15 protein-coding genes are annotated in these 13,988 nt (G+C 36.6%); 10 read left to right on the top strand and 5 right to left on the bottom strand.

Going from position 1 to position 13,988, the window contains the following annotated elements; translation table 11 throughout:
• The first annotated feature begins 11 nt into the window (after positions 1-11).
• Together J0L69_04450 and J0L69_04445 are read left to right on the top strand one after the other, a co-directional pair.
• Positions 12-629: a YihA family ribosome biogenesis GTP-binding protein gene (locus J0L69_04450; GenBank protein ID MBN8692421.1), complete on the top strand. Its 618-nt coding sequence runs from the start codon at positions 12-14 to the stop codon at positions 627-629.
• Complete coding sequence (locus J0L69_04445; GenBank protein MBN8692420.1) at positions 619-948, top strand: hypothetical protein; 330 nt, start codon at positions 619-621, stop codon at positions 946-948. Before J0L69_04450 ends, J0L69_04445 begins: the two co-directional genes overlap by 11 nt.
• 128 nt (positions 949-1,076) lie before the next feature.
• Here J0L69_04445 and J0L69_04440 read toward each other — a convergent pair whose 3' ends face one another.
• Positions 1,077-1,835: a TatD family hydrolase gene (locus J0L69_04440; GenBank protein ID MBN8692419.1), complete on the bottom strand. Its 759-nt coding sequence runs from the start codon at positions 1,833-1,835 to the stop codon at positions 1,077-1,079.
• Positions 1,836-1,880: 45 nt separating this feature from the next.
• On the opposite strand from J0L69_04440, the gene J0L69_04435 reads away from it, so the two are divergent.
• From J0L69_04435 to J0L69_04410, 6 genes are all read left to right on the top strand, one after another.
• Positions 1,881-2,843: a glycosyltransferase family 9 protein gene (locus J0L69_04435; protein ID MBN8692418.1), complete on the top strand. Its 963-nt coding sequence runs from the start codon at positions 1,881-1,883 to the stop codon at positions 2,841-2,843.
• Between the two features lie 66 nt (positions 2,844-2,909).
• Positions 2,910-3,218: a nucleotidyltransferase domain-containing protein gene (locus J0L69_04430; GenBank protein ID MBN8692417.1), complete on the top strand. Its 309-nt coding sequence runs from the start codon at positions 2,910-2,912 to the stop codon at positions 3,216-3,218.
• Entirely contained in the window at positions 3,202-3,546 is a 345-nt protein-coding gene (locus tag J0L69_04425) for a DUF86 domain-containing protein (protein ID MBN8692416.1), read from the top strand. Before J0L69_04430 ends, J0L69_04425 begins: the two co-directional genes overlap by 17 nt.
• 187 nt (positions 3,547-3,733) lie before the next feature.
• Positions 3,734-4,510 (top strand): DUF2971 domain-containing protein, encoded by a 777-nt coding sequence (locus J0L69_04420; protein MBN8692415.1) that lies wholly within the window; start codon positions 3,734-3,736, stop codon positions 4,508-4,510.
• A 306-nt stretch (positions 4,511-4,816) separates the two neighbouring features.
• The gene (gene yhdJ / locus J0L69_04415) at positions 4,817-5,704 is read left to right on the top strand and encodes an adenine-specific DNA-methyltransferase (GenBank protein ID MBN8692414.1); all 888 of its coding nucleotides are present in this window, start codon (positions 4,817-4,819) and stop codon (positions 5,702-5,704) included.
• Entirely contained in the window at positions 5,676-6,803 is a 1,128-nt protein-coding gene (locus tag J0L69_04410; protein ID MBN8692413.1) for a restriction endonuclease, read from the top strand. The genes yhdJ and J0L69_04410 overlap by 29 nt, the downstream gene beginning before the upstream one ends.
• A gap of 85 nt (positions 6,804-6,888) precedes the next feature.
• Here the strand turns inward: J0L69_04410 and J0L69_04405 are convergent, their stop codons facing one another.
• Positions 6,889-7,404: an acyl-CoA thioesterase gene (locus J0L69_04405; GenBank protein ID MBN8692412.1), complete on the bottom strand. Its 516-nt coding sequence runs from the start codon at positions 7,402-7,404 to the stop codon at positions 6,889-6,891.
• A 53-nt stretch (positions 7,405-7,457) separates the two neighbouring features.
• Between J0L69_04405 and J0L69_04400 the strand changes: the two genes are divergently transcribed.
• Positions 7,458-8,039, top strand: coding sequence for a CopD family protein (locus J0L69_04400; protein ID MBN8692411.1), 582 nt, complete (start codon positions 7,458-7,460; stop codon positions 8,037-8,039).
• Here the strand turns inward: J0L69_04400 and J0L69_04395 are convergent.
• Positions 8,023-9,090, bottom strand: coding sequence for an SPOR domain-containing protein (locus tag J0L69_04395; protein ID MBN8692410.1), 1,068 nt, complete (start codon positions 9,088-9,090; stop codon positions 8,023-8,025). The genes J0L69_04400 and J0L69_04395 overlap by 17 nt on opposite strands.
• 133 nt (positions 9,091-9,223) lie before the next feature.
• Between J0L69_04395 and J0L69_04390 the strand changes: the two genes are divergently transcribed.
• Positions 9,224-10,081, top strand: a complete 858-nt coding sequence (locus tag J0L69_04390) for a DUF1571 domain-containing protein (GenBank protein ID MBN8692409.1) — start codon at positions 9,224-9,226, stop codon at positions 10,079-10,081.
• A 4-nt stretch (positions 10,082-10,085) separates the two neighbouring features.
• Here J0L69_04390 and J0L69_04385 read toward each other — a convergent pair whose 3' ends face one another.
• Together J0L69_04385 and recQ are read right to left on the bottom strand one after the other, a co-directional pair.
• Entirely contained in the window at positions 10,086-11,645 is a 1,560-nt protein-coding gene (locus tag J0L69_04385; protein MBN8692408.1) for an O-antigen ligase family protein, read from the bottom strand.
• Between the two features lie 103 nt (positions 11,646-11,748).
• A complete protein-coding gene (recQ, locus tag J0L69_04380) occupies positions 11,749-13,962 on the bottom strand; it encodes a DNA helicase RecQ (protein ID MBN8692407.1) in 2,214 nt (737 codons plus the stop codon).
• Positions 13,963-13,988: the final 26 nt, after the last annotated feature.

Below are 13,988 nucleotides of genomic sequence, written 5' to 3'. Positions count from 1 at the left end.
TTGAAATTATCTTGCAAATAAAAAAAGCCATATTCGCCAAGTCATCGGCCAAAATAACGGAATGCCCTAAACCGGTGATGCCGGAGTATGCTTTTATTGGACGAAGCAACGTTGGAAAGAGTTCACTCATTAACATGTTGTGCAACAATAATAAATTAGCACACACCTCTTCCACTCCCGGAAAAACAAAAATCATTAATCATTTTTTAATTAATGATAATTGGTATTTGGTGGATTTGCCCGGATACGGTTACGCTAAAACAAGTAAAGTTGTTAGAGGCGAATTTGAAAAAATCATTACAGATTATATTACCACGCGCAGTAATCTTGTTTGTTTATTTGTATTGGTTGATTACCGATTACCGCTTCAGCAAATTGACGCGGAATTTATGGAATGGCTCGGCAAAAAAAATGTTCCGTTTTGTATTGTATTCACAAAAGCCGATAAACTCAGTAAAAGTGAATTGAAAAAAAATCTGGAAAATTACTTATTAAAGGTGTCTTACATTTTTGAAGACGAACCAAATTACATCATCACCTCCGCCGAGAAAAAGACAGGTAAAGAAGATTTGTTGGAATTTATTGAAGCCCATTTTGATTTGTTTAAGCGCGATAGAGATGAAAAGTGATTGGCAAGTATTACAGGAAAAACTAAATGAGCGCTTCGGCAATGAAATGGATTATGATGCCATTTTATATTTAATCGGATTGCAAGAGCTCGGCAAACTTCATCAAAAATTTAAAAAGGATCAAAAACTGGAAGTGATGCATATTGCGATTTGCACACTATTGGAGCCCTTTGGTTTTTACGAGTATAAAGGTCGTGATGAAGAAGGATGGCCGCATTGGGAATTAAAAGAGAATTTACCATTTCTGGAGCCAAAGCATCAAAACAAATTAATCATTGATGCCATTGTCGATTATTTTAAACGCGAAGAATTTATTTAATATGTCACGTTGAGCGGAGTCGAGACACGTTATATCAGTTCGCGACTACTCCCGATAGCCATTGAGACGAACTGACCATTTATATATTTTAAATCCTCTGCGTAAATCCGCGCTATCTGCGGGAGACCTCAATTAAAAATTTCCTCCGCGTTTTTGGTGGTAATTTCTGCTACTTCAGCAATTGTTGAGTTCTTGAGTTGCGCAACCTTTTCGGCAACCATCATCAAATAGGAACTTTCGTTACGCTTTCCTCGAAACGGTACCGGCGCTAAATAAGGCGAATCCGTTTCCAAAACTAAATGTTGCATATCTAATTGCTCAACCACTTTATCCAAGCCCGAATTTTTAAACGTCACCACGCCGCCAATTCCCAATTTAAATCCCAATTCAATTATTTTATTCGCTTGCTCTAAATTTCCGCTGAAACAATGGAAAATTCCTTTTGGTAATTTTTTATTTGCAGACAATACATCGAATATTTCATCAAAGGCATCGCGACAGTGAATCACAATGGGTAAATCATAGTGCAAAGCCCAATCAATTTGTTTTTGAAAGGCCATTTTTTGCTGCTCGAAAAAAGTTTTATCCCAATATAAATCCATACCGATTTCACCAACCGCGCAAAACTTTCTTTTCCCTAACCACTCTTCCACAATTTTTAATTCCTGCTCCACATTTTCATTTACCGAACAAGGATGCAAACCCATCATAGGAAAGCAATTCTCAGGATATTCCTTTTCCAATTGCAACATCCCCTCAATGCTTGTGCTGTCGATATTGGGCAAAAATAATTTCTTAACGCCGGCACCTATGGCTTTTTTGATAATCTGATTACGATCGTGATTGAATTCTTCGGAATAAAGATGTGTATGTGTATCGATGAACATGAAAATTAAATCAATTTGCTAACTTTACAAAGTTAACTTATTTAATTGAAAATTCTTATCATACGTTTCAGCTCTATCGGCGATATTGTTTTAACAACGCCGGTGGTTCGTTGTTGTGCGCAACAAATTAAAAATGCTGAAATTCATTTTGTATGCAAAGCTTCTTTTAAAAGTACACTGGAACACAATCCCTATATTCATAAACTCATTACGTTCGAAAAAGATATTAATGAAGTTATTCCGGCACTTAAAAAGGAAAACTACGATGTGTTGGTCGATCTGCACAACAATCTTCGCAGCCGCCGTTTAAAGTTAGCGCTCGGAAAAAAAAGTGTAGCCTTTGATAAGTTAAATGTCAGAAAATTTTTAGCTGTTGCTTTAAAGAGTAAAAACCTTTTACCCGATATACACATCGTTCAGCGCTATCTGCAAACCGTTAGTTCATTAGGCGTAAAAGATGACGGCAAGGGATTAGATTATTTTATTTCGGAAAAAGACAATGTCGACCTCAGCACCATTCATTCTGAATTAAACAAAGGTTACATAGCTTTGGTGGTGGGCGGTTCTTATTACACCAAAAAAATTCCGGTAAATAAATTAATTGAAATCTGTAACAACTCTAAACTCCCTCTTGTTTTATTGGGAGGAAAAGAAGATTCAAGCATAGCGGAGCAAGTGGTTTCAAAATGTAAAAACGCCATCAACATTTGCGGTAACTACTCGCTCAATCAATCCGCATCCATCATTCAACATTCATCATTTATAATAACCTCCGACACCGGACTCATGCACATTGCTTCAGCCTTTGGCAAAAAGATTTATTCGTTGTGGGGAAATACCATTCCTGAGTTTGGTATGTATCCATATAAAGCGGGTGAAGGCAGTCAACTATTAGAAGTAAAAAATTTAAAATGCCGTCCTTGTTCTAAGTTAGGTTACGGTAAATGCCCGAAAGGACATTTCAAATGCATGAATGAGATTGATGTGAGATTAGTTGGTAGTTCGTAGCTCGTAGACTGAGAGTCCATAGTTCTTAAGGTTGAAAATCAACAAAAAATAATGTATCTTTACCTTATGGGTATTTTAGAGTCAAATATTGATTTAATCAGGGACTTATGTTCAAAATATAACGTCTCTAAACTCTTTGTTTTTGGCTCTGTTCTAACTCCCGGATTTTCAAAAAAAAGTGATGTTGATTTTATTGTTTCGTTTAACAATGTTAGCCTTTATGATTACGCCGACAATTATTTTAATTTGAAAAGTTCACTTGAAAAAATACTTCAAAGACCAGTAGATTTATTGGAGGATAAAGCCATTAATAATCCTTTCTTAAGAGAATCTATTGACTCATCCAAACAAATAGTGTATGGACATAGAGATTAAAACCTGGCTATACGACGTACTTCAATCCATCAATGAGATTGAAAGTTATTATGATGGCAAACAAAAACTATTTGAAGAGTATGTAGCCGACATTAAAACAAAAAGAGCGATTGAAAGGGATTTGGAAATTATAGGCGAGGCAGTTAACAGAATTTCAAAAAAGAACCCTGATTTCAAACTAAACAATGCAGACAAAATTGTTGGCACACGTAACCGCATCATTCACGGTTATGACAAAATATCTGATGAGTTAATTTGGAGCATCGTGATTAATCATATTCCGAAATTAAAAGAGGAAGTCTCATTGCTCCTTAGTGAAGGAGATTGATTTTAATTGAGTTCGTAGACATTTCGTAATTCATTTGCTCCACCCTCTGCGAACTCCCAACTAAAACAACCTTTGAATTTTACTTTTAAATATTTAAATTAGCTTACCTAGCTGGAGTCATAAAATCATCCCAATCTTGCAAAGATTGCAAGCTTAGGGTAAAATATGGAAGTTACTGGCAAGTGTTATGACGACAACCGAAAGACCAAATATTGTTTACAAATATCATAGAGTTAATCAACATCTTGTTGACCTCTTGACAAACGGACAATTGTGGTTTTCGCACCAAAATGAACTTAACGACCCGTTTGACTGTAAGTACGCGCTCTCAGACGCGTTTTTAATTTCACTATTAAAGAAAAGTTCCAGCGACTTTTTTACCGATCTTCAAAAGGGTATACCACAATTCAAAGACGTTAGTCAAGACAAATTTTTTGAAATCATGCTTCCAATGCTCAAGACTAATGACTGGATGAATGGCTTTTACAATATGCTTTTCGGTGGACTAATGGGCTGGAGTGTTTCTTGTTTTACGACTAATGCTTTAAACGAATTAATGTGGGCGCATTATGCCGACAATAACAAAGGTGTTTGTTTAGAATTTGACCTCTCTAAGACGCCTGACCTTCATGAAAAACTCAATAAAGTAATTTACGACGACGCTTTCCCTGAAATTAATTCCATGGACGAATTACCGAAGGCTCTTTTGACCAAGCGCACTGCATGGAGCAAAGAAGACGAATGGCGCATATTGACAAATGTTAGAGGTGTAAAATCATTTAACAAAGAATCTTTAACATCAATTTATTTTGGCTGTAATGTTAGTAAGCAAACCATCGACAGCATAAAGAAAATACTTATGAGTAGTGGTTATACAAAAGTCGACTTCAAGCAATTTAGTTTTCGCATTAAAGGCGTAACGTTACGACCAATGGACAACGACGACCCATTTAAAAAAGTATAAACACCAGCCAGTAACAGCAAATAAACGTAAGCGGGCGGACTCGGTCATCGATCGGTGCGGAATTAAGGTGCGCTGACGCGCGAATTTATTTTGCACTCGCTAATAAACATTTGTATCTTTAAATTAACATTGTGCGTATAGACAGAGGAAGCAATAATATCCGCCTACGTCTACTCGCGGAACGTTATGTGCCATTCTGAAGAACAGTATTTTGATTGGAAATTTGTGAATAAAACGACCCTTGACTCTAAAGAATCGACCTGCGTTTTGACTATCTTTGAGACATTATAAAATATAAGTTTGACAATGGAAATATTAGGAAACGAACAACATAAAATTATTCACGGAGACGCTTTGGAAGCATTAAAAAAACTACCAGACAACTCAGTGGACTTAATATTTGCCGACCCACCATACAATATCGGTAAAAACTTTAATGGACATATTGAAAAATGGAAAACGGAGGAAGCATATTTGAAATGGTGCTATGAATGGCTAGACCTGTGTATTCAAAAACTGAAACCAAACGGTAGTTTTTATGTAATGACAGCGACACAATTTATGCCTTATTTTGATATTCACTTACGAAATAAATTAACTATCCTTTCAAGACTTGTTTGGTCTTATGATAGTTCTGGGGTGCAAGCAAAAAAATATTATGGTTCAATGTATGAGCCAATTTTGTTTTGCGTTAAAGACAAAAATAATTATACATTCAATACAAACGACATTTTAGTAGAAGCAAAAACAGGAGCAAAACGAAAACTTATTGACTACCGTAAAGCTGTTCCGACAGTTTACAATTCCGAAAAAGTCCCTGGTAATGTGTGGGAGTTTTCAAGGGTTCGTTATCGTATGGAAGAATACGAAAATCACCCTACACAGAAACCAATTGCTTTACTTGAACGAATTATCAGAGCAAGTTCTAACGCAGGTGATTTGGTAATGGATCCATTTTCTGGAACTTTTACAACTTGCTTTGTTGCAAAGGAGCTTGGTAGAAATTCCATTGGCATAGAATTGCAAGACGAATATGTAAAAATTGGCTTACGAAGATTACAATTAGCAAAAGAGTTTAAAGGAGAGAAATTAAAAAAAGAAATTCGCACCTTTGAAACAGAAAAAATAGCTACGGCTAACACATTAAAATTATTTGAAGAGCCAAATGGAACATACATTCACCGCAAACATTAAGGAAATATTAGCAAAGCACTTTGGAAAAAACTCCGAAGACATTTTTAAGCATAGCCATTTAATCCAATATTTAAACCGCAAGACCAAATCAGCAAGTAAGGGTTCGAAAGCCCGTGGCAGCTTTGCGAATATATACGCTATTTACGTTTTGGTGGAAGACTACATCACCAATGGTTTTCATGAAAAAGGTGACTACTCTGCTTACGAGGGCGCTATTTATAATAAACTCTTTCAAAGACAAAGAGAACTTCCTTTTGGAACAAATCTTCAAAACCACGCGTTGAATAATCGTTTGAACTCTGAGTTTGAAAATCTATTTCCAACTCTTGATTTCACTCCCATAAATCGTATCGCTGAATCAGAAAGGTATTGGTTTAATCAAAACCTTTTGCGAATTAAAATTGGCAAAACAGAATTTGACATCGCTTCAGCGGTAATTAAAATCATTGATGAATATGTGAAGACAAAAATGCAGTCTTTTGAAAGGTTTTTGCTTTCATGTCAAGAACTTCAACATTTGAAACCAGAAAAGCATAAAGAAGTTGAAGGGTTTATACTTTCACAATTAGCCCCAAATGTTGACGCCAGATTATTTGAGATCATTAGCTATTCCATTTTAAAATACTTCTATCATGACCAAAAAATTTACTGGGGTTATGAGCTTAAATTAGAAACTCTCAAAGAAGAAAATCTATCGCTCTATAAAACAGGAAGAACTAACGCTAATGACGGGGGAATTGACTTTGTCATGAAACCAATTGGTAGATTTTTTCAAGTTACTGAAACATTGGATTTCAAAAAATACTTCCTAGACATTCACAAATTAGAAAAATACCCAATAACTTTCGTAATTAAAGCTAATGAATCAAGTGAAGTTCTAATAAAAAAGATTGAGGAAAACGCCCTCAAAATATATTCTGCCAAAGCAATTGTCACCAAATTCATGAGTTGCGTTGAAGAAATTATAAATATCCCGACACTAACCGAAAGATTTAATTCTGCCGTAAAACAAGGGTACTTAAATAAAATCCTTGACGAAATAGTAATTCAAAGCAAAGTTGAATTTAACTATGAGGACACTGACGATGACGAAGAGTAAAAGAACGGCACATAACACCAGCCTGACAACACCATACATAATTCCACACTCACTCCCATCTACGAACTCCCAACTTCGAACTCCTCTAATCCTTAACAAACAAAGCTTTCAACTCAGTAGCTTCATCCGGCTTCATTCTTCCTGCTAAGATTAAGGATAACTGACGGCGACGTAATGCCGAATCATAACGCTTTTTTTCTTCTTCGGTTTCCGGTATCAATTGCGGAACAGGCAAAGGCGCTCCGTTTTGATCGATGGCCACAAAGGTTGTAATAGCTTCGTTACATTTTGTTTTTTGTCCCGTCACCGGATTCTCTACCCAAACATCCACAAACACTTCCATACTACTGTTAAACGCACGGCTTACTTTTGCTTCAAACGTTACAATGCTGTTTTGTTTAATTGGATTATCAAACGAAACATGATTGATGGAAGCGGTTACCACCACTCTGCCGCAATGTCTTTGCGCTGCAATCGCTGCGGAAATATCTACCCACTGCATTAACTTACCACCAAATAAATTTCCAACGTGATTTGTATCGTTTGGTAATACCACCTCTGTATTAATGGTTAGGGATTCGCGCGCAAACTTTGGCTTCATGGCTGTTTCTGTTTTATGATGCTAAATTACTACCTTTGTTTTAAATAAGCGCTATGGATTTCTTATATATTAAATCATTACACATTGTTTTTGTAGTTACCTGGTTCGCCGCCCTGTTTTATATGGTGCGCTTATTTATTTATACCACCGAAGCGCAAAACAAACCTGATAACGAAAAAACAATCATCACCGAACAATTGCTTACCATGCAACGTAAACTATGGTACATCATTGGATGGCCGGGTGCAATAGGCTCTTTGGTGTTTGGATTTTGGATGTTGTTTTTAAACTGGAGTTATTACCTCACACAACCGTGGATGTGGCTTAAATTGATTTTTGTAGGCTTTTTAGTACTCTATCATTTGCAATGCCATATGTTGTTTAACAAACAACGTACCGGGATTTTCAAATGGAACTCTTTTCAATTGCGATTGTATAATGAATTGGCCACTGTGTTTTTAGTGGGCATCGTTTTCTTAGTTGTTGTAAAATCAACCGGAAGTTTAGTGTGGAGCTTGTTAGGCTTATTTATTTTCGCTGCATTACTCATGGCATTTGTGACCATTTACAAAAACATGCGTGATAAGGAAGGAAAGAAAAAATCGGAAAAAAATTCGACTACTCCTGAGTCATAACCCAAGCGGATGGGTATTTTGATTTGATAGATTGGAGCAAATTAACCGCGCTTTCTTTATCATCGAATCCGCCGCTACTTACCACATACATGCCTTTTGCATTAGTACCGCTTATTGTAGCGTTTAAATTTTCAGCGGCTAATTTTTTAATCATTTTGCGTGCATTGGCTTTTACACTAAAGCATCCCATCACCACTTGATAACGGCCGGATGACACAACATGACTCATATTTGTATTTACCGAATGTGACGTTGTATTTACCGCATGAATATTTACAGCAACATGCTTGTCTTCAAACAATGTAATACCTGCGTATCCATTGGCATCTACTACATAATTGGAAGTCTGACTTAATTCGAGTTCAGTGAATTTAGAGTTATAGTTCACCGGTGTATAATTTGCGTGGGAACTTCCGCCAAATATTGCCGCAAACGAATTAGAATTTGGCTGCATTTGCTTAACGGCAAACAACAATGCAAATCCAATCACCGGAATTCCGATGGCTAAAGCTGCAATGCGTTTGTAATTTGTTTTCCTTACCGGTAATTTATCAGAAGCTTCCGCTTTTACTAAACGATCCTGCGGTTCGAATGCATGCTTTACAACAACTGTTTCTTCAACCGGTAATTCTTTTAAAGTAAGACTGCTTAATCCGAAACTATCAATTAAAAAATTGACGTCTGTTTTAGGCTCGAAGCAAATGTTGCTTTCGAAATCAACATAAAACAATCCTAAATTTTCAAACTCCAAACGACGTTTGGTATCGAGCAACATTTTACAATGTGCGCTAAATTCTTCTAAATGTTTAGTGGCCTGAATAAAATCGCATTTCACTTCTTCCTTCAACCAATTCGCCAAAACGCCATCGTTTTGCTTTAACTGTACATTAAATACAATTGATTTTGAAGGCGGGAATAAAACTTCCTTGTTTAAGGAATAATGTGATGCTTGTGATCGCGATACAAATCCGCCAAAGCCCGGCACCACCACATAATCGTGATTATACAGCAGTTCGGAAATTCCTTTTAATATGGCTTTTTGTACCAACATTTTAATGGGGCATCAAATTTAGCATTTAATACCAAATTTAGTCTTTACGGGGGGCTAAATCAAGTAAAAAAATTTAATAATTATAGAGGCTTTTCAACCTAATGTTCAAAAACTATATTACTTTTGTGACCCTATGTTTTTGAAACGCAGCTTATTGGTTTTTATGGGTGTTTTTACCATCTTGAGTTCTAATGTATTGGGACAAAGCAAGGATGCTATAAACACAAAGGAGCTTCTTTTAAAAATGGTAAAATCCATTAAGGAGGTACAGGGTTTAAAGTACAGCCTTAAAATTACAGAGCGCGGAAAGAAGGGATATAATCATTATGAATCGTCGGTTAAATTAATTCGTAAACCTCGTCAGCTTTACATTTACATTAAGGGAATTGAAGTATTATGGACGCAAGGCACCAACGATAAAAAAGCTTTAGTAAAACCAAATTCATTTCCTTATATCAATTTGAATCTTGACCCAATGGGGAACTTAATGCGTCAGGATCAGCACCACACCATTAACGAAATGGGCTTTGATTATTTTGGAAGCATTATTGAGTATGTGATTTTGAAATTCGGCGATAAGTTAGAAGACGGTGTAAAATACGACGGTGAAGAACGCTATAATAATCGTCCGTGTCATAAAATCACCATCAATAACAAAGACTTCGCGCAGACTACGTATACTGTTGGCGCTTCCGAAAATTTAACCTCTATTGCCAGAAAATTATTTGTAGCGGAATACATGATTGTTGAGATGAATCCGAAATTGAAAGATTACTTTGATATCCTTGCTCCCGGACAAGTCATTAAGGTTCCAAACTATTATGCGAAGACGGTTATTCTTTACATCGATCAATTTTACAATTTGCCTATTGGCGTAAAAGTGTATGATGATAAAGGTTTGTTTGAAGAATACAATTATCACTTCTTACAAGTGAATCCGAAATTTGACGAAAAAGAATTTACCCGCGACTACAAGGATTATAAATTCTAAGAGTCTATTGCTTTGCTTTTTTAGCGAAGGAAGCCAGCCAAATAAAAAGTGTATTAAAGAATGCGAAGAAGCTCACGCCGGATTGCGTTTCGAGAGTATCTTCCGTAAAAAAAGACACAACAGCAATTAAAAGAAACACAAAGTATAATCCGTGCAAATAATTTCTCAAAGCAACAGCCGGATACGCAAGTGAGAATAAAAACACAACAAGTCCGATTACACCGAAGGCAACTGTAATAGCTAAAAATTGATTGTGTGAACGCAAGCGCCATTCGCGACTAAGTTTTGTTTCGGTGCGATAATACGCTTTATCGAAAGCACGTTGCACATCGCCTGTCCCCACTCCAATCCAAGGACTTCTTTTAATAATGTAAATCGCCGCTTTCCAAAATTCCATCCGCATCAGCAAGGTATTACCTGAGGGATTACTTCCTTGTTTATAATCTCTGTATTCCCAAAACAATTCATGCAATCGATTTGCAATCGGTGATGCATCAACATATAAATAATTAGTTACTCCGCTTTCAATATTAGCTATATCTTCATTGGTTAAGGAAGCGATTCCGGCTGAATCTTTCGTTAAACCCTTACTGGATAAATAACGAATTAATGTCCAAATGACTTTCCCGCCCTTTTTATCCTTTCCATATACGGGTAATTTACTACGTAAGGGCCATTGCTCATGCAACTCATCGTACTGCAAATTATACGTGATGTAATAACCATTTTCTTTGTGCTTATTGGCAGTATCGGGAGTAAAATAAGCGCGGCCTGAATAACTTGTGCTTTTTTGAGAGTTTGATTTATCGGTTGAAACGAAGTTAAATTGTTGCCACTCGGATTTAAAAAAATAAAATGCAATGACTGAAAGTATTATGATTGCTGATAAACCCGCTACTTTAAAAATTGTTTTTTGCTTTAACACTAAATAGAGCAGATACACTCCCACCATAATCGTAAGCATTACCAAACCTGTAACCAGACTTAATACGAACATGGTGGCAATTAAAAAAAGAACAAGAATAAGCACACCTGATTTGCCATTTATACTTTTCGTCTCTTTAAAGAAATAAACCAGCACAGCAATGGCCAAATTGATAAATAAGCCAAAGCGAATGTGTGACATAAAACGCGAGGCTTTACGTATGTCGGTTAATTCGTGTGAGAAATTATAAAACAAACACCACATCGCGCTTACCACAACACCGGCTACAAAAAACTTCAACACTAAATTCAATTCGCTTTTTGTTAAAGGCGAAGTACTAAAGAACACAAGAGGCAGTAAAAGCATTGGAATTTTTATGCGGATATCGTCAATCCCTCTTGGTAAATCGATAGTAAAAATTAATCCGGCTAGATGCAATAAGAAAACAGAACTTAAAATCCAAAACAGGTGATTCGACTTAATAAAACTCCATTTTTCTTTCCAGCGACCTTCCAGCAACCAATTACCAAATAATACAAATTGCGGAATACTGGTAGGAACTGTTCCAAACATCATACCGGCCGCTAAACCGATAAGTCCGATAATAAAAATATATCTATGGATACGGGGAGGAAACACCAATTATTTAACGCAAAAAATTACAATAAAGTATGCGAAAATAAAGAAAAAGCCCTGTCATTTTTGAACAATGACAGGGCTGTGTATAATAAAACAAAAACTACTAATTAGCGTACTCTGTAATAAACTGAATACGTACCATGCGGATTTCCTCTTCCGTGTAATCATTCTCCCCTAACTCCTTCATTGCTGCATCTACACTGTCAGTTTCCGATTCTTTAAAATACTCCATTACCTCATCAAGCTTTTCTTCGTCCATCACATCCTGGAGATAATAATTGATATTAAGTTTGGTGCCGGAAGCAACAATGGTCTCCATTTCCGTTAAAAGATCATTCATTTTAATGTTTTTGGATTTAGCCATATCCTCCAGACGGATTTTACGGTCGACATTTTGAATGATATACACTTTTAATCCCGATTTATTTACCACCGACTTAATCACCATATCCACCGGGCGCTCAATCTCGTTTTCCTCCACATATTTTTTAATCATGTCGATGAAAGGCTTACCGTATTTAGCGGCCTTACCTGCACCAACACCAGATATTTTGGTAAGCTCATCCATGGTGATTGGATACTGAATAGCCATTTCCTCGAGTGATGTTTCCTGGAAAATAACATAAGGAGGTAAAGCCTTTTGCTTGGCAATTTTCTTTACCATATCCTTCAGCATCGCAAACAATGTTTCATCAGCTGCACCACCACCTGCTTTTCCGCCAACCATGATATCATCATCATCGGTTTTATCGGTATTGGCATAATCGTGATCGCGTGTGAATTTGATACTGTGCGGCTTCTTTAAAAATTCTTTTCCTTTATCAGTTACTTTTAATAGGCCGTAGTTCTCAATATCCTTAACGAGATAATTATTTACGATAGCCTGACGAAGTACAGCATTCCAGTATTTATCATCCTTATCATCTTCAGCACCCTTGCCCCACACTTCCAAATTGTTGTGCTTGTATGATTTTGATGTTGCGGTAAGTGTACCCATCAATACGTTAATAACATCTTTAATCTTGTGTTTTTCTTTAATTTCAAGAACAGCTTCAATAGCTAATTCCAAATCATCCTTCGCTTCAAACTTTTGTTTTGGATGGCGACAGTTATCGCACATCTCGTTACATTTACTTTCGTTGAACTCTTCGCCGAAATAATGTAAAATGAATTTGCGTCGGCAAGAAGACGTTTCGGCAAAAGCAGCCGTTTCGCTAAGCATTTGTTTTCCGATTTCCTGTTCGGCAACCGGTTTATCCTTCATGAACTTCTCCAACTTCATGATATCATCGTAGCTATAGAATGTCACGCAATTACCTTCACCACCATCACGACCCGCGCGACCGGTTTCCTGATAATAACCTTCTAATGATTTTGGAATATCATGATGGATAACATAACGTACATCCGGCTTATCAATTCCCATTCCGAAAGCAATTGTTGCAACAATCACATCAATTTGCTCCATCAAGAACAAATCTTGTGTCTTTGCACGCTCCTTTGCATCTAATCCTGCATGATATGGTTCGGCTTTAACGCCGTTTACTTTTAAAGCTTGCGCAATCTCTTCTACTTTTTTACGGCTCAAGCAATAGATAATCCCCGATTTACCGGAGTTTTGCTTTACGTATTTTATAATCTCTTTTAAAACATTTTGTTTAGGGCGAACCTCGTAATATAAATTAGAACGGTTGAAGGATGACTTAAACAAATTTGCTTTAAGCATCCCAAGGTTCTTTTGAATATCCTGTTGTACTTTTGGCGTTGCTGTGGCTGTTAAAGCCATTACCGGTACGTTTCCAACCTTATCAATGATTGGACGTAAACGACGGTATTCCGGACGGAAATCATGTCCCCACTCGGAAATACAATGCGCTTCATCAATAGCAAAAAATGAAATTTTAAACTCTTCGAAGAACTTGATATTATCTTCTTTAGTTAAGGTTTCAGGAGCAACGTATAATAATTTGGTTTTACCTGACAATACATCCTTCTTTACTTTCGCAATTTCACTCTTATTTAAAGAAGAATTTAAAAAGTGGGCAATCCCTGATTCGTCGCTAAACCCACGAATGGCATCCACCTGGTTTTTCATTAAGGCAATTAACGGGGAAACTACAATAGCCGTACCCTCACTCATTAAAGCCGGCAATTGATAGCATAATGATTTACCGCCTCCTGTAGGCATAATAACAAAAGTATCCTTTCCTGAAAGTACGCTTTTGATAATTTTCTCCTGATTTCCTTTAAAGCCTTCAAAGCCAAAAAAGCTCTTGAGCGTTTGTTGCAATTCTTCTGTTTCTACTTCGGCAATCATGCTTTCTATTGATTAAATCTATGTTC

The sequence above is a fragment of the Bacteroidota bacterium genome, assembly GCA_017303905.1.
In the GTDB taxonomy this organism is placed as follows: Bacteria; Bacteroidota; Bacteroidia; order B-17B0; family Aurantibacillaceae; genus JAHEYG01.
The sequence above is the reverse complement of the archived record's forward strand: the minus strand, read 5'-3'. Positions and strand labels throughout refer to the sequence as shown.

Bases quoted from the DNA above. Each gene is read 5' to 3' on its own strand.
- J0L69_04445 (MBN8692420.1), top strand. From the start codon at position 619: ATGAAAAGTGATTGGCAAGTATTACAGGAAAAACTAAATGAGCGCTTC.
- J0L69_04440 (MBN8692419.1), bottom strand. From the start codon at position 1,835: ATGTTCATCGATACACATACACATCTTTATTCCGAAGAATTCAATCAC.
- J0L69_04430 (MBN8692417.1), top strand. From the start codon at position 2,910: ATGGGTATTTTAGAGTCAAATATTGATTTAATCAGGGACTTATGTTCA.
- J0L69_04425 (MBN8692416.1), top strand. From the start codon at position 3,202: ATGGACATAGAGATTAAAACCTGGCTATACGACGTACTTCAATCCATC.
- J0L69_04420 (MBN8692415.1), top strand. From the start codon at position 3,734: ATGACGACAACCGAAAGACCAAATATTGTTTACAAATATCATAGAGTT.
- yhdJ (MBN8692414.1), top strand. From the start codon at position 4,817: ATGGAAATATTAGGAAACGAACAACATAAAATTATTCACGGAGACGCT.
- J0L69_04410 (MBN8692413.1), top strand. From the start codon at position 5,676: ATGGAACATACATTCACCGCAAACATTAAGGAAATATTAGCAAAGCAC.
- J0L69_04405 (MBN8692412.1), bottom strand. From the start codon at position 7,404: ATGAAGCCAAAGTTTGCGCGCGAATCCCTAACCATTAATACAGAGGTG.
- J0L69_04400 (MBN8692411.1), top strand. From the start codon at position 7,458: ATGGATTTCTTATATATTAAATCATTACACATTGTTTTTGTAGTTACC.
- J0L69_04395 (MBN8692410.1), bottom strand. From the start codon at position 9,090: ATGTTGGTACAAAAAGCCATATTAAAAGGAATTTCCGAACTGCTGTAT.
- J0L69_04390 (MBN8692409.1), top strand. From the start codon at position 9,224: ATGTTTTTGAAACGCAGCTTATTGGTTTTTATGGGTGTTTTTACCATC.
- recQ (MBN8692407.1), bottom strand. From the start codon at position 13,962: ATGATTGCCGAAGTAGAAACAGAAGAATTGCAACAAACGCTCAAGAGC.